This is a genomic window from Candidatus Spyradosoma sp. SGI.093 (genome assembly GCF_050314555.1).
Taxonomy (GTDB): domain Bacteria; phylum Verrucomicrobiota; class Verrucomicrobiia; order Opitutales; family UBA953; genus Spyradosoma.
On sequence record NZ_JBNPNH010000003.1, the window covers coordinates 90,163 to 104,272 of the forward strand.

Below are 14,110 nucleotides of genomic sequence, written 5' to 3' on the forward strand. Positions count from 1 at the left end.
AAAATCAGCGCAAAGATTTCCTCGAAACGGCGGGGCAAAACGCCTATGCTCGCGGCATGATTTTACTCAACTTTTTCGCGCAGGCGGCGCAGGCTTCGAGCGAACTCGCGTGCGACGTCCCGACCTGGGCCTGGCTCGTCTTCGGCGTCTTCATCGTCGGCATGCTCGCGTTGGATCTGGGCGTCTTTCACCGCAGCGACAAGGCGGTGCCCTTCAAGGACGCCGTGCTGTGGAGTCTGATCTGGGTCGGGCTCGCGGCGGCGGCGTGCGCGCTCGTCGGCGTCTGGCACGGGAGCGCGGTCGCGGAGCTCTTCGCGGCGGGCTACCTGCTCGAACTCTCGCTCAGCGTGGACAATCTGTTCGTGTTCCTGCTGATCTTCTCGTTCTTCAAGGTGCCGGACAAATACATGCACCGCGTGCTCTTCTGGGGCATCATCGGCGCGGTGATCTTCCGCGCGCTCTTCATCTTCGGCGGCGTCGCGCTGGTGACGAAGTTCTCGTGGATGATGTATCTCTTCGGCGCGCTGCTGGTCTACACCGGCGCGAAGATGTTCTTTCCGGAAAAGAAGGACGAGGACCTTTCGAGCAATCCGATCGTGCGCGCCGCGACGAAGACGGGGCGTTTTTCCAAGGAGCTCCACGGGCACTCGTTCTTCTTTCTGAAGGACGGCGCGGTCTTCGCGACGCCGCTTTTTCTGGTGCTTCTCGTGATCGAGCTTTCGGACGTGATGTTCGCGGTGGACAGCGTTCCCGCGATTCTCGGCGTCATTCCCAAGAACGCCGACCCGGAGATGAAGATGTTTCTCGCGTTCACGTCGAACATCTTCGCGATTCTCGGGCTGCGCTCGTTCTTCTTCGCGCTTTCGGGCTTCATGAAGATGCTGCGCTTCCTGCGCTTCGGGCTCGGCGTGATTCTCGTCTTCATCGGCGTGAAGCTCTTTCTCGCCGAGCTCGACTGGTGGCACCCGAGCACGCAGCTCTCGCTCGCGGTGCTCTTCTGCGTGCTGACGGCGTCCGTGCTCGCCTCCGTCTTCGCGCCGAAGAAAAAGGAAAGCGCCGCCGAAGCCGCGGAGACGGAGGCGCTCCCGCCGAAGGAAGGCGATGTTCCCGCGGAGGCTTCTCCCGACGCGGAACGCCCGTGGATCGGCGTCGATCTGGACGGCACGCTCGCCGCCTACGACGGCTGGCGCGGATTCGACCACGTCGGCAGACCCGTTCCCGTGATGCTCGCCCGCGTGCGCCACTGGCTCGCGAACGGCTACCGCGTGAAGATCGTGACGGCGCGCGCCTCCGAGCCGGAAAAGGGGATTCCGCCCGTGAAGCGCTGGCTCGCGGAAAACGGCCTGCCCGATCTCGAAGTCACCGACCGCAAGGATTTCGGGATGATCGAGCTCTGGGACGACCGCGCGATCCAGGTCGTGCGCGACAGCGGCCGACCGTTCCTTTCGCTCTATTCCGGCGGTCGCCCGAAAGCGCCCATCCTGCCGGACGAGGCCGACGGCTCCACGTTCCACCTGCTGAAGCCGAAACGCGGCGACGACGCGAAAAAAAATAACGCTTGACGTTTTCGCGCGAAAAGAACAAACTGTCGTCTCAATTTTTCGCCAGAGTAGCTCAGCGGTAGAGCACGGGACTCATAAGCCTATGGTCGGTGGTTCAAATCCACCCTTTGGCACCAATTTTCGGGAGCGTTCCTTCGCGGGAACGCTCCCTTCGTTTCCGCCGCCGCTCATGCGCGCGCGATTTTTCGGAAAAAATTTTCTTGCCTTTGCGCGGCGCGGAATGTTTCATTTGAACTTCAACATTTTTTAGCAAGCAATGAAAGCGACAATCATCACGCAGGGGCGCCAGTTCACCGTTTCCGAAGGCGACATCTTTTCCGTCAACCGTTATCCCGAAACGAAGGCGGGCGACACGGTCACCGTCGACAAGGTCATCTTCGCGGGCGAAGGCGCGGACGCCAAAATCGGCACGCCGGTCATCGAAGGCGCGAAAGTCACGCTGAAGATCCTCGAAAACAAGCGCGGCGAAAAGATCACGATCTTCAAAATGCGTCGCCGCAAGAGCTACTACCGCCGCCGCGGTCACCGTCAGGAGCTTTCGGTCGTCAAAGTCGAATCGATCGCGCTCTGAACTTTCCTTTAACTGAAAACGATTCACAACCATGGCACATCATAAAGGCGGAGGAACTTCTTCCAACGGACGCGACTCGAACGCGCAGCGTCGAGGCGTGAAACTCTACGGCGGGCAATTCGCCACGGCGGGCAGCATTCTCATGCGCCAGTGCGGCACGAAAATGCGCCCCGGCAAAAACGTCGGTCTCGGCCGCGACTACACGCTCTTCGCGCTCTGCGACGGCACCGTCGTCTGGGACCGCGAACACCGCAAGGTTTCCGTCGCTCCGATCGAAGCGAAATAATTTCGCGAATCATTCGTCAAAAAGAGAATCGCCTTCCCGCGGTTCTCTTTTTTTTGCGTCCGCGCGCGGCGGCGTTCCCGCATATCGACGCCGCGAAAGCGCGCGAAAAAAACGCATTCCCGCGCGGATTCGGCGGGAACGCGTTTTCGTCCGGAACGCGGGAAAGCGCTCAGTCTTCCGAGGCTTCCGGAGCCTCCGCTTCGGCGGGAGCGAGAGCGGCCTCTTCCTCCGGTTCTTCGTCCTTCGGCTCGGGCAGGAGCGAGAGCTTCGAAGGCGCCTGCGCCTCCTTCGGCTGCGGGAAGATCTCGTAGGTCAGCAGCTTTTCGATCGGCACATTCATGCCGACGGACATGCCGTTGAACTCCTCTTCGTCGGGAACGAGCATGCAGAGATTCCGCTGCTTCCTGGCGGTCGCTTCGTCCTCGTCTTCGGCGGGAACGCGCGCCACCTCAATGTAATTGAGCCTAGGCGACTTGCGGGTCACGTTGACCGTGCGCTTCTGAATCTTGCCGGTCGTGAAATAGGTCTTCCCGCCGACGGAAATCTTTTTGACGAGCTCGTATTTTTCGTCGGGCAGCAAATCCTGCTGCTTCACGCGAAGGTGTTCGATCTTGCCCATGTTCACGGCCTTGACCTCCGCCTTCTTGTCCTCGGAGCCGCGCGGACGGAAGCGCAGGTCCGCGGGAACGTAGAGCGTGTCGCCGCCCTTGAGTTTGAGGCGCAGGCAGAGATTGTTGTCGCGGGCGCGCGCGATGCGGAAGGTGCCGTCCTCGTTCAGCGGGAACGATTCCGCGTCCGCCGCTTCCGCGAAGGCGGTCTTCAGCTCTTCGGCGTATTTTTCGCGCCAGGCGTTCCAAAGCTCTTCGCGCGCGGTGGCAGAATAGTAAATGCGGTTGTCGTCGATGAACTTCTGGAGCTTGTCGAGGAAGATCGGCATGTCCTGCACGCACCAACGCACCGTCGCGGCCTTGGTCGGATTGTCCTTGGGCATGTTCTCGATCTCCTTTTTCAGCTTGGAGGAATTGATCTTGTTCATCAGCTCCCGCGACGGCTTGCGCGTGAGCAGGCGTTCCTTTTCCTCTGGACGATAAAAGCGCCCCTGATTGTCCTGCACCTCGACTTCGCGCGCGAGCCAGCGAGCCCATTCGTCCGGCTTTCCGGCGATGTCGGCGACCGTGACCTGCCCGAGCTGTTCGCGGAGCGAACCGGAATAGCGCGCGACGCCCTTCGGCGAAGGCACCTGCTCGCCGAGCGCCTCGACGACGCGCGCCGCGAGTTCGATGTCCGTCCAAAGCGGGATCTTCGAAAGCGCGAGCAGCCCGATCTGTTCCTGCAGACCTTCCTTAGCCTTGCTGCTCGGCGATTTCTGCGTGAAGAAGATGCGAATTTCCTCCGGCTTTTCGCCTTCGGGAAGCACTTCGGCGAGAACCGGCTCCGCCGAAATCGTTCCCGAAATGAACTCGGCGCGGCTCTTCGGAATGACGACGCGCTTCACGAGTTCCGGGCGCGACGGGCGGCCGGGCTGCGTCTGAAAGCGGAGCTTTTCCACATCGGCGCGGAGCGCGTCGAGCTTCTCGATGTCCGCCGCGGTCGCGCGGATCTGCTTTTTGTATTCTTCGTTGGGCGCGGAATACATTTCCATGATCGGCGCGAGCAGACCGCGGTTCACGCCCGAAAGCTTCACGTTGTTCAGCGTCGCAAAAAGCCCGCCGAAGACGAGCGCGAACGCGCCGACTCCGACGCCGATCTTCACGTATTTTTCGCGGGCGCGCGCGCGCTCGAAAGTCTCGACGGCGGCCTTCGCCTGTTCCGGCGAAAACTTGTCCACGGAAATCGCGTCCGCCAGATCGTAAAGCATCAGCTTGCGGCGGATTTCCGGATCGAGCTTTTCCTCGCGGGCTTCGCGAAGGCGGCGTTCCTCCGCCTCGGATTTGCGGGAAAGGCGGACGCCCGGACGGACGCCAAACACTTCCTTCGCGGGCTTCCATTCGGTGTCGCCGGGAGCGGCGACCATCACGTCGGCGGGCAGCTCGCCGCTCTTGATTTTGGCTTCGAGCTCCGCCTGCGGGAACGGACCCGCGATTTGACCGTCAACAAAAATGGAATACTCTTTCATGGATTTTCCGTGGCTTTCGGGGAATGGGTGAAGGGGAATTTGTATTGGGCGAAATTATGCCCATGCGTCCGAGCGAGGCAAGGAATTTTCCAAGCCGCGGGAACGCGGGCGTCAGTCGCCGACGAGCTGGTCGGCGGGGTCGGTGGCGACGAGGTAGGCGATCGCGGCGACGGCTTCGCGGTAGTCGTATTCCGCGGAGACGGTCGCGGCGCGCGCCTCCGTCAGCGAGACCTGCGCGTCCGTGCGGTCCAGCGACGAGGCCTTGCCGACGTTGAACTGCTCGGTCACGATTTCGAAATTCTCCTGCGCGGCACGTTCGGAGACGAGCGCGACCTCGTACTGTTTTTTCGCGCGCGTGAGCGTGAGCACGGCGGTCGTGATCTTCGAATACAGGTCCTGCTCGTAGGCGGCGACCTTGCTGCGCGCGACGCGGAGCTGCGCGACCGCGTTCTCGATCGCGCGCACGTTGCGCCCGCCGTTGAACACGTTCTGCGTGAGCGTTCCCGCGCCGATGAGGTTCCAGATCTTCGGCATGTCGAGGTCGTCGCCCGTGAACGCCGCGGAGACGCTCAGCCCGAGCGACGGGTAGAGGTCGGCGACGGTCTTGTCCACGTAGGCGGAGGCGGCCTTTTCCTGCGCGACGAGCGCGGCGAGGCCGGGTTCGCGTTCCCGCGCGAGCGCGAGCAGCGTCTCCGCGTCCTCCTCGAAGGTGCCCATGACGTGCCCGCCGAGCCCGTAGGCCGGCGATTCGGCGAAGCCGAGCGCGAGGTTGAGGTTCGCGCGCGCGGTCTTCACGTCGTTCGCCTTGCTGATCTGGTCGAGCACGGCGTTGTTGTAGTCCACTTCCGCCTTGGTGCACGCGTATTTCGTTCCCGTGCCTTCGGCGCGGCGCACGCGCATCTGGTCGAGGTGTTCGCGGTACTGTTCGACCGCCTGTTCGGCGACGACGTTCAGCTCGGTGCTGCGGCGCAGCTCGAAATACGCCTTGCGCACGTTGTAGCGGACGAGATTTTCCGCCGAGAGCAGATTCTTTTCGGCGGCGAGCAGCTGGGCGACCGCCTGCGCGAGCTTCGCCTCGGTCTTGCCGAAGTCCCACAGCAGCAGGTCCATCGAGAGCGCGACCTTGTCGCTGCCGTAGGAATGGAAGCTGCCCGAGGACGTCGTGTTCTGCGTCTGGCGCGTGTAGGAGGCGGAGCCCTCCACGGTCGGCAGATAGTCGGCGCGGACGTCCTGCACGGCGAGCCGCGCGGAAACGACCTGCTGGCGCGCTTGGAAGATCTGCGGGTTCGCGACGAGCGCGATGTTTTCGAGATCCGAAAGCGAAAGCGCCATGCCGTCCGCGTAGCCGAACTCGGAGAAGGAGACGGTGCGCTCGCCCTGCAGCCGGTTTTCGGGCTTCTGCGCCTCGCGCGCGTCCTCGACCGTCGAGCACGCCGCGAACGCGAGCATCGCGGGAACGGAAAGCGTAAGGAATGTTCTGGAAAGTTTCATGGTCGGAAAAATTTTTGGTGAGGGATGACGGGTGAGAGCTTAGAGGCTTCTGCGTTTCTCCGCGCGAAAATTTTTCGAAAATTCTTTCGGCGAAGCCGAGCACGATTTTCCTCTAAGCTCTGAGCGCTCAGCTCTCTTCTTGTTTGTGCTTCACTCCGTTGTCGGGAAGGTTGACGGTTCTGCGGCAGCTCTCGCGCATGCGCTGGAAGAGCGAATACAGCGCGGGAGCGAAGGCGATGCCGACGAGCGTCGCGACGAGCATTCCGGAGAACGTCGTCACGCCGATCGCGCGGCGGGAACCCGCGCCCGCGCCCGTCGCGACGACGAGCGGGAACACGCCGAAGAGGAACGACCACGCCGTCATCAGCACCGCGCGGAAACGCAGCGACGCGCCGAGCAGCGCGGCTTCCTTGATCGCGTAGCCGGCCTCGCGGGACTGCTTCGAGAACTCGATCATCAGAATCGCGTTCTTCGCCGAAAGCCCGATGAGCATCACGAGCCCCAGCTGCGCGTAAACGCTCAGCGACATGCCGCAGAGCATCAGCCCGGCGATTGCGCCCAGCGTCGGAATCGCGACCGTGAGCATGACGGGAACGGGAATCGTCCAGCTCTCGTACTGCGCCACGAGGAAGAGATACGCGAAGAGCATCGCGAGCGCCATGATGAGCACGATCTGCCCCTGATTCTGCCGCTCCTGGTAGCTCTGCCCCTTCCACTCGACGTGATAGCCGCGCGGGAGCTCCATCTTCGAGATGATGTCCATGAGCTCGCCGCTCGTATAGCCGTCCGCGACCTGCACGGAGACGTCCGCGGACGTGAGCTTGTTGAAGCGCTGGATCTCCGTCGGCCCGACCGTGTAGCGCAGCGTGGCGAGCCCCGTCAGCGGCACCATTTCGCCGGAGCTGTTCTGCACGAGCAGCCCGCGGATGTCGTCCTGCGTGACGCGGAAGCCCTTTTCGGACTGCATCTTCACCTGGAACGCGTCGCCCGCGAAGTTGAAGTCGTTGATGTAATAGGACGCGAGCGCGCTCTGCAGCGTGGAGAAGATCGAGCTCACGGAAACGCCGAGCGATTCCGCCTTCGCGCGGTTGACGTCGAGAAAAAGCTGCGCCGTGTCCGCGTTGTAGGACGAGCTCGCGCGGCGCACCTGCGGCATCGCGTTGAGATCGGCGACGAAGTTTTTGACGACTTCGGAAAGCTCGGCGGGATCGACGTCGCCCTCGCCGCAGAGCACGGCGGAAACGCCGCCGACGGCGCCGAGACCCATGATCGCGGGCGGCGTGAAGAAGATGATGCGCGCCTCGGGGATGTCCGCCGTCGCCTTCTGCAGGTTGGCGACGATCGCGGAGAGCTGCGTCTCGGGCGTCGTGCGTTCGCTCCAGTCCTTGAGCCGCACGAAGCCCATCGCGACGTGCTCGCCGTTCCCGCTCATCATGCTGTGCCCGGGAACGGTCATCAGCGCGCGCACGCCCGGAATGCCCTGAACGCGCTCGCGCACCTTGTCGAGCGTCGCCTCCGTGCGCGCGATCGTGGCGCCGGGCGCGAGCTCGATGTTCATCATGATCGAGCCCTTGTCCTCTTCGGGCAGGAAGGAGCCGGGAATCTTTCCCGAAAGAAACCAGATCGCGGCGAACACGGCGAGCATCAGCCCGACCGTCAGCGACGCGCGCCGCACGAGGCGCACCACGACGCCGAGATAAATCTTCTTCGTCCCTTCGAGCAGCGCGTTGAACGGACGGAAGAACGGCGCGACGCGTTCCCGCGGCGGACGCATGATCAGCGAGCACAGCGCCGGGCTGAGCGTCAGCGCCACCACCGTCGAGAGCACGAGCGCGATGCACATCGTCACCGAAAATTGCATGTAGATGCGCCCGACCATGCCGCCGTAGAACGCCAGCGGCACGTAGCACGCGATCGTGACGAGCGTCGTCGCGATGATCGCGCCCGTGATCTGCCCCATGCTCTTGATCGCCGCCTCCTTCGCCGAAAGGCGTTCCCGCGCCATCAGCGACTGGCAGTTCTCGACGACGACGATCGCGTCGTCCACCAGCGAGCCGATGACGAGGATCAGCCCGAACATCGTCAGCACGTTCACGCTGTAGTCCATCAGATACATGAACGTGAACGTACCCACGAGCGACACCGGGATCGCGACCGCGGGAACGAGCGTCGCCCGCCAGTCCTGCAGAAACACGTAGGTGACGAGCACGACGAGCAGCAGCGCGATCACGATCGTCTCGACGATTTCCTCCAGCGAGACGACGATGAACTGCGTCGGGTCATAGGAGATTTCATAGCTCACGCCCGCGGGAAAGCGCGACGCCACGTCGTCGAGCACCGCGCGCACGCGCGTGACCGTCGCGAGCGCGTTCGAGTCGCTGTTGCGGTAAATCGCCATGCCGACGGACTCGCGCCCGTTGAAGTTCCCGCGCCCGGAATAGCTCTTGGAACCGAGTTCGACGCGCGCGACGTCGCGGATGCGCAGCAGACTGCCGTCGTCGCCCGTGCGCACGATGATGTCGCCGAACTCCTCCGCCGTCGTCAGGCGGCCGTGCACGTTGAGCTTGAACTGGAGAAAATCGTTGCCCTGCTCGGAGCCGAGCGTTCCCGGCGCCGCCTGCATGTTCTGCGACTGCACTGCGGCGGAAATGTCCGACGTCGAAAGCCCGAGCCCGGCGAGCCGCAGCGGGTCGAGCCAGATGCGCATCGAATACACGTCGCCGCCCATCACGTCCGCCGAGGAAACGCCGTCCACGCGCGAGACCGCGTCGCAGACCGTCGTCGAGACGTAGTTGCTCAGCTGCTGCGTCGTCATGGACGTGCCGTCCGTCGTGAACGCGAACATGGCGAGAATGTCGCTCCCGCGCTTGCGCACCTGCACGCCCGTGCGCTGCACTTCGGACGGAAGCTTGGACTCGGCGCGCTTGATCGCGTTCTGCACGTTGACCATCGCGATGTCGTCGTTCACGCCCGTCTTGAACGAGATGCCGCACGAATATTGCCCGCTGTTCGAGCAAGTCGAGGAAAAGTAAAGCATGTCCTCGAGCCCGTTGATTTCGGCGTCGAGCTGCGTGGCGATGACGTCGCGCACCGTCTCCGCGCTCGCGCCCGTGTAGCTCGCGGAAACGCGGATGCTCGGCGGCGCGATGTCGGGATATTCCTCGACGGGAAGGCGCATCAGGCTGATCAGCCCCGCGATGAAGATCACCAGGCTGACGACCGCCGCCAGGCGCGGTCTCTCAATGAAAATTTTGGAAAACATCTGTTTTTTCTCCGAAAAAAAGTAATGAATAATTAATAACGAACAGTGAATAATTCTTTCCGCATTGCGCTGTTCATTATTCGTTGTTCACTATTCACTGAAGCGTCTGCGCTTCCGCCACCTTCACCTTCCGCCCGGGAAGCGCCTTGTGCGTGCCGTCCGTCACGATGCGTTCGCCGACGGCGAGCCCGCTCTCGACGAACTGCAGGTCCCTCGTGGACTGCGCGAGCACGACGTCGCGCCGCGCGACCGTGTTCTCCGCGTCGAGCACGTAAACGTAGGCGCCCTTCGCGTCGTACATCACCGCGGAAGGCGAGACGGCGGGCATGCGCGTTCCCGTCGCGCGCCCCAGAATCACCGAAACCGTGCTCCCGGGAACGAGCCTGCCGTTCGTGTTCGGGAACAGCGCGTAAACCTGCACCGTGTCCGTGCGCTCGTTCGCCGTGTTGTCCACGAAGTCGATTTTCCCCTCGGCCTCGTATTCCTTGCCGTCGGCGAGCAGCAGCGAAATCCGGCTCTGCTCGCGCAGCGTCTTCACGTCGCCGAACATCACCAGAAATTCGCGGTTGCTCAGCGAAAAACGCACGCGCACGGGATCGACCTGCACGACCGACGCCAGCGTGCCCGACGCGAGCGTCACGTAGCTGCCCAGCGGCACCGCGTTCACACCGATGCGCCCGTCCGCGGGAGCGAGAATGCGCGTGTTCTTCAGGTCGTCCTGCGCGACGATGAGGTCCGCCTCCGCCGCCGAGAGCAGCGCCTTGTTCGCCTCGTATTCGCTGCGCGAGCTCTCGAGCTCGTCCTGCGTCGAGACGTCCTTATCGAAAAGCTTCTGCGTGCGCTCGAAATTCGCCTTCGAATACGCGACGCGCGCGCGGTACTGCGCGATCTTCGCCTCCGCGCTCTTCACCGCGGCGACGTAGCGGATGTCGTCCAGCCGGTAAAGCGGCTGCCCCTTGCGGACGAAATCGCCTTCCTTGAACGCGACTTCGAGCAGGTCGCCCGAAACGCGCGCCGTCACGGCGATCGTCGCCGGCGAAACGACGCGCCCGGGATAGCGCCGCATCACGACGTTTTCCGACTCCGTCACCGTTCCCGCGGCGACGAGTTCGAGCCGCTCCGCGCCGCCCGGCGCTCCCGGCGGCTGCTGCGCGAATAGCGGCGTTCCCGCGCACGCGAGCGCGAACGCTCCGGCGGCGGCGGGGATGATCTTCACGAGGGATAATCTGCTCATTGTCCTGTTTCTTTGGCGGTTAAAACGAATTTTTCTTCAAAAAGCCTCCCGGCGCTCTTCAAGGCGCCCGTTGATAAGCGTCAGCACCCGCAAAAACGTCTCCAGATCCCTTTCCGGAATCTCCGCGACAACGGGGTCGAGAATCTCCCGCGTGATGCGGTCCATGCGGTCGCGGAACGCGATCGCCTTCTTCGTCGGGCAAAGGCGCACGGCGCGGCGGTCGGCGGCGTCCGCGCTCCGGCGGACGAAGCCCGTGCGCACGAGCGCGTCCACCGTCTGCGAGACCGCGCCGGGCGTCAGCCCGAGCTCGCGCGCGACGTCCTTGAGCTTCGCGCCCTCCTCCGAGCGCTCGAAAAGCACCTGCATCACCTTCACCTGCGGGAGCGTGTGCGCGCGCACGCGGAACTTGTCGCGCGCGGCGGCGATGTTGCGCACGCGGTTGACGACCCGGAACAGCAGCCCGCGGCACAGCTCTGAATTGTTTTCGCTCATCAAATAATTTATTTCTCTAAAATAAATCCCCCGCCCCGCCCCCGCGCAAGCGTTTTTTCTTCACCACGGAAAGGCGCGGAAATCTTCACGGAAACACACCGAAACGACCGTGCGTTCCCGCGACAAAAAAACGTCCCCGCGGATTGCTCCGCGGGAACGCCAACACACACTATGATATGAAAAAATGCTTTACGCCTTGCGACGACGGCGACGCGTTCCCGCCAGCGCGAGCGCGCCCAAGCCCGCCAACAGCCCGAACGCCGACGGCTCGGGAATCGCAGCAGTATAGGAAGCCGTGATGCCGGAAATCGTATATGAATCCGTATTCGACCCGGAAGAATTCCCGTTTGCGACAACGCCCGCGAGAATCTTATAGCCGCTTTCCCATTTGATTGCCTCCTCGAAAACGATCGTCACGGATGCCGAATCCGTATTCGTGTTGTAATCCTGAAAAGCAAAATCGGTTGTTCCCAAGAAATTTCCGTTCGCGTCGAGCAAGCCGAGTTTAAGCCGATACGAAGAAACGTAAGCTTCATCAGAAATTGCGCCGGCGGAAAGCGTCAGCGAAGCCAGTTCTGTTCCGACCGTGATATCCGAACCCAAAAGAAGCGCGAGGTGGTCTCCGGATGCCCACCCGCGCCCGCAGAAAGTGATCGTCCCGCTGTTGGAGCTGTTCACCCAAGTTCCTTCGCCGTTCTGCGGATAATTCGCAAGTCCGCTGTTGTTTGAAGAAAGCCAAATAGTGTCCAAATCTTTGTTTTTATACGTCTCGACGGAAAACGTTTGCGCCCCAGTATACTCGGCTTTTCCGGATTTCGGAAGCGTCAGCAGAATCGACGGATTTTCGGTTTCCGTCGCGGCGTTCGCGAGGAGCGTTCCCACGGCGAGGAGTGATGTGATGGTGATAAGGTTTTTCATAGTGGCGGAGATTCTTTTGTCTTTGCTTTACGAAGTCAACAAGGAAAACACTTCTCCGTTTGCGATAAAAACGGCGTTCCTTTGACTTTGTCGGGCATGGACACCGTTCAAGTAAATTTACGCCTGTCGCGCGAAATGCTCGACGCGATCATGGCGGTGTCCGGCGGGAAGGCGCCTCGGCGTTGGCTTTCGGTCTACATCCGCCAGGCGATCGCGATGGCGCTGAAGGTGGACGGCGTGAAGGTCGATTCGGCGTGGGTGGAACTGGCTCAGGGCAAGCGCAACGACATGGCGACGCCGGAAGGGCGTTCCCGCGCGGAGAAGCAGCTCGCGGAAGCCCGCGCGGTGCGTTCCCTGCGCCGCGAGCGCCGCAAATGACGCGCGTTCCCGCGGCGAGGAAATCCGTTCCCGCGGCGCGGCGGGTTCTTTAATCTTTCTTTTTGCGCGGGAAACCCTCACACTGAAGGTTCCGTTTTGAAAATTTTGTCATGATGAACAGCCATTCCTTGGAAATCCGTGATCTGTGCGTCTCGATCGGCGAGCGCGAAATCCTGAAAAATTTTTCGCTGACGCTCCCGAAGGGCGAGGTTCACGCCGTCATGGGGCCGAACGGCACGGGCAAATCGACGCTGGCGAAGGCGCTCGCGGGGCACCCGGACTACACGGTCACGGCGGGCGAGGCGTTTTTGGACGGCGTGCCGATTCTCGGGAAGAAGCCGGACGAGATCGCGCGCCTGGGGCTTTTCGTGGCGTTTCAGTATCCGGCGGAAATCCCCGGAGTGACGATCGCGAACTTCATCCGCGCGATGCGGACGGCGCGGCTCGCGCCCGGCGAAACGCTCAACGCGAAGGCGTTTTACGCGGAGCTTTACGAGAAGATGGACGCGCTGAAGATGGACCGCAAGTTCACGTCGCGCGCCGTGAACGAAGGCTTTTCCGGCGGCGAGAAGAAGCGCTGCGACATTCTGCAGATGATGATGGCGGCGCCGTCGTACGCGATTCTGGACGAGACGGATTCCGGGCTGGACATCGACGCGCTGCGCATCGTCTCCGAGGGCGTGAACCGGATGCGCGGGGACGGCTTCGGCGCGCTGGTGATCACGCACTATCAGCGGCTGCTGGACTACATCGTCCCCGACAAGGTGCACATCATGGCGGAAGGGCGCATCGTGCACACGGGCGGCAAGGAGCTCGCGCTCGAGCTCGAGAAGCACGGCTACGCCTGGGTGAAGGAGAACTTCATCGCCGGCGCGTGACGAACCCATGGCGGACGCGAGCCGGAGCGTCGCGTCTCCCCTCTTTTGAACGCCGATGAAAGAGCCGCGCGAGCCCGATGAAATGTCGTTTTGGGAGCACCTGGAGGCGCTCCGCATGACGCTCTTCGCGTGCATCGCGGCGTTCGCGGTCGCGGCGACGGCGTCGCTGATTTTCTACAAAGAGATTTTTGCGCTGCTGCGGCTGCCGCTCGAACGCGCCGCGGCGGGAACGGCCTTCGCCGCCGACGCGGAAACGGCGCTCGCGGCGATGCGCTTTTCGGATCCGTTTTCGATTCTGCTGAACATCGCGCTGCTCGGCGGCGTCGTGCTCGCGGGACCGTTCGCGCTCTGGAAAATCGCGGGCTTCGTCGCGCCGGCGCTCACGGCGCGGGAACGGCGGCGCCTCGTGCCGCTCTGCGCCGCCTCGCTCGGGCTTTTCGCGGCGGGCGCGGCGCTGGCGTTCTTCGTGCTCGCGCCGCTTTCGATCCGCTTCATGTATTTTTTCTCGGAGCAGATGGGGCTGCGCGTCAACTGGCTCGCGGCGGACTACTACGGCTTCGTCGTGCTGCTCGTGCTTTTCGTCGGCGCGCTCTTCGAGTTCCCGCTGCTCGTCGTCGCACTGCAGTATCTGGAGCTCGTCTCGACGCGCGCGCTGCTGCGCGGCTGGCGCTGGGTCGCGGCGGGCATTCTCGTGCTCACGGCGTTCGTTTCGCCGACGGGCGATCCCGTCGCGGTGCTCGCGCTCGCGGGAATGCTCTTCGCGCTCTATCTCGGCGCGGTCTGCGTCGGCGATTTTCTGCTGAAGCGCAAGCTCGCCGCGGAAGCGCGCGAAGCTTCCGCGACGCCCGCGAAAGCGGAAGACGCCACCGCTCCCGCCGGCGAAGATCTGCGCATTCTGTGACGGGAGCGAGTCCGCGCTTCG

12 protein-coding genes and 1 tRNA gene are annotated in these 14,110 nt (G+C 62.9%); 7 read left to right on the top strand and 6 right to left on the bottom strand.

Features of this window, described 5'->3' with window-relative positions; all coding sequences use genetic code 11:
- The first annotated feature begins 56 nt into the window (after nucleotides 1-56).
- From ACQREB_RS04285 to rpmA, 4 genes are all read left to right on the top strand, one after another.
- A complete protein-coding gene (locus ACQREB_RS04285) occupies nucleotides 57-1,562 on the top strand; it encodes a TerC/Alx family metal homeostasis membrane protein (protein WP_427765731.1) in 1,506 nt (501 codons plus the stop codon).
- Nucleotides 1,563-1,603: 41 nt separating this feature from the next.
- Nucleotides 1,604-1,678 (top strand) — tRNA-Met (locus ACQREB_RS04290).
- A gap of 140 nt (nucleotides 1,679-1,818) precedes the next feature.
- Nucleotides 1,819-2,133 (top strand): 50S ribosomal protein L21, encoded by a 315-nt coding sequence (gene rplU, locus ACQREB_RS04295; RefSeq protein ID WP_427765733.1) that lies wholly within the window; start codon nucleotides 1,819-1,821, stop codon nucleotides 2,131-2,133.
- Nucleotides 2,134-2,164: 31 nt separating this feature from the next.
- A complete protein-coding gene (gene rpmA, locus ACQREB_RS04300; RefSeq protein ID WP_427765734.1) occupies nucleotides 2,165-2,419 on the top strand; it encodes a 50S ribosomal protein L27 in 255 nt (84 codons plus the stop codon).
- 169 nt (nucleotides 2,420-2,588) lie between these two features.
- Here rpmA and ACQREB_RS04305 read toward each other — a convergent pair whose 3' ends face one another.
- From ACQREB_RS04305 to ACQREB_RS04330, 6 genes are all read right to left on the bottom strand, one after another.
- The gene (locus ACQREB_RS04305) at nucleotides 2,589-4,535 is read right to left on the bottom strand and encodes a DUF4339 domain-containing protein (RefSeq protein WP_427765735.1); all 1,947 of its coding nucleotides are present in this window, start codon (nucleotides 4,533-4,535) and stop codon (nucleotides 2,589-2,591) included.
- A 111-nt stretch (nucleotides 4,536-4,646) separates the two neighbouring features.
- The gene (locus ACQREB_RS04310) at nucleotides 4,647-6,026 is read right to left on the bottom strand and encodes a TolC family protein (protein ID WP_427765737.1); all 1,380 of its coding nucleotides are present in this window, start codon (nucleotides 6,024-6,026) and stop codon (nucleotides 4,647-4,649) included.
- Nucleotides 6,027-6,153: 127 nt separating this feature from the next.
- Complete coding sequence (locus ACQREB_RS04315; RefSeq protein WP_427765739.1) at nucleotides 6,154-9,288, bottom strand: efflux RND transporter permease subunit; 3,135 nt, start codon at nucleotides 9,286-9,288, stop codon at nucleotides 6,154-6,156.
- Nucleotides 9,289-9,382: 94 nt separating this feature from the next.
- The gene (locus ACQREB_RS04320) at nucleotides 9,383-10,522 is read right to left on the bottom strand and encodes an efflux RND transporter periplasmic adaptor subunit (protein ID WP_427765741.1); all 1,140 of its coding nucleotides are present in this window, start codon (nucleotides 10,520-10,522) and stop codon (nucleotides 9,383-9,385) included.
- A 36-nt stretch (nucleotides 10,523-10,558) separates the two neighbouring features.
- Nucleotides 10,559-11,014 (bottom strand): MarR family winged helix-turn-helix transcriptional regulator, encoded by a 456-nt coding sequence (locus ACQREB_RS04325; RefSeq protein ID WP_427765744.1) that lies wholly within the window; start codon nucleotides 11,012-11,014, stop codon nucleotides 10,559-10,561.
- Between the two features lie 189 nt (nucleotides 11,015-11,203).
- Nucleotides 11,204-11,932 carry a PEP-CTERM sorting domain-containing protein gene (locus ACQREB_RS04330; RefSeq protein ID WP_427765746.1) on the bottom strand — a complete coding sequence of 243 codons (729 nt, stop codon included), beginning with the start codon at nucleotides 11,930-11,932 and terminating at the stop codon, nucleotides 11,204-11,206.
- 96 nt (nucleotides 11,933-12,028) lie between these two features.
- Between ACQREB_RS04330 and ACQREB_RS04335 the strand changes: the two genes are divergently transcribed.
- The 3 genes from ACQREB_RS04335 to tatC all read left to right on the top strand — a co-directional run bounded on the left by ACQREB_RS04335 (nucleotide 12,029) and on the right by tatC (nucleotide 14,089).
- Nucleotides 12,029-12,310 carry a hypothetical protein gene (locus tag ACQREB_RS04335; RefSeq protein WP_427765749.1) on the top strand — a complete coding sequence of 94 codons (282 nt, stop codon included), beginning with the start codon at nucleotides 12,029-12,031 and terminating at the stop codon, nucleotides 12,308-12,310.
- A 110-nt stretch (nucleotides 12,311-12,420) separates the two neighbouring features.
- Nucleotides 12,421-13,188 (top strand): Fe-S cluster assembly ATPase SufC, encoded by a 768-nt coding sequence (gene sufC / locus ACQREB_RS04340; protein WP_427765752.1) that lies wholly within the window; start codon nucleotides 12,421-12,423, stop codon nucleotides 13,186-13,188.
- A gap of 55 nt (nucleotides 13,189-13,243) precedes the next feature.
- Nucleotides 13,244-14,089, top strand: a complete 846-nt coding sequence (gene tatC / locus ACQREB_RS04345; RefSeq protein ID WP_427765754.1) for a twin-arginine translocase subunit TatC — start codon at nucleotides 13,244-13,246, stop codon at nucleotides 14,087-14,089.
- Nucleotides 14,090-14,110: the final 21 nt, after the last annotated feature.

Coding starts and splice junctions, on each gene's coding strand:
- ACQREB_RS04305 (WP_427765735.1), bottom strand. CDS start 4,535: ATGAAAGAGTATTCCATTTTTGTTGACGGTCAAATCGCGGGTCCGTTC.
- ACQREB_RS04335 (WP_427765749.1), top strand. CDS start 12,029: ATGGACACCGTTCAAGTAAATTTACGCCTGTCGCGCGAAATGCTCGAC.
- rplU (WP_427765733.1), top strand. CDS start 1,819: ATGAAAGCGACAATCATCACGCAGGGGCGCCAGTTCACCGTTTCCGAA.
- ACQREB_RS04285 (WP_427765731.1), top strand. CDS start 57: ATGATTTTACTCAACTTTTTCGCGCAGGCGGCGCAGGCTTCGAGCGAA.
- ACQREB_RS04320 (WP_427765741.1), bottom strand. CDS start 10,522: ATGAGCAGATTATCCCTCGTGAAGATCATCCCCGCCGCCGCCGGAGCG.
- tatC (WP_427765754.1), top strand. CDS start 13,244: ATGAAAGAGCCGCGCGAGCCCGATGAAATGTCGTTTTGGGAGCACCTG.
- sufC (WP_427765752.1), top strand. CDS start 12,421: ATGATGAACAGCCATTCCTTGGAAATCCGTGATCTGTGCGTCTCGATC.
- rpmA (WP_427765734.1), top strand. CDS start 2,165: ATGGCACATCATAAAGGCGGAGGAACTTCTTCCAACGGACGCGACTCG.
- ACQREB_RS04310 (WP_427765737.1), bottom strand. CDS start 6,026: ATGAAACTTTCCAGAACATTCCTTACGCTTTCCGTTCCCGCGATGCTC.
- ACQREB_RS04325 (WP_427765744.1), bottom strand. CDS start 11,014: ATGAGCGAAAACAATTCAGAGCTGTGCCGCGGGCTGCTGTTCCGGGTC.
- ACQREB_RS04330 (WP_427765746.1), bottom strand. CDS start 11,932: ATGAAAAACCTTATCACCATCACATCACTCCTCGCCGTGGGAACGCTC.
- ACQREB_RS04315 (WP_427765739.1), bottom strand. CDS start 9,288: ATGTTTTCCAAAATTTTCATTGAGAGACCGCGCCTGGCGGCGGTCGTC.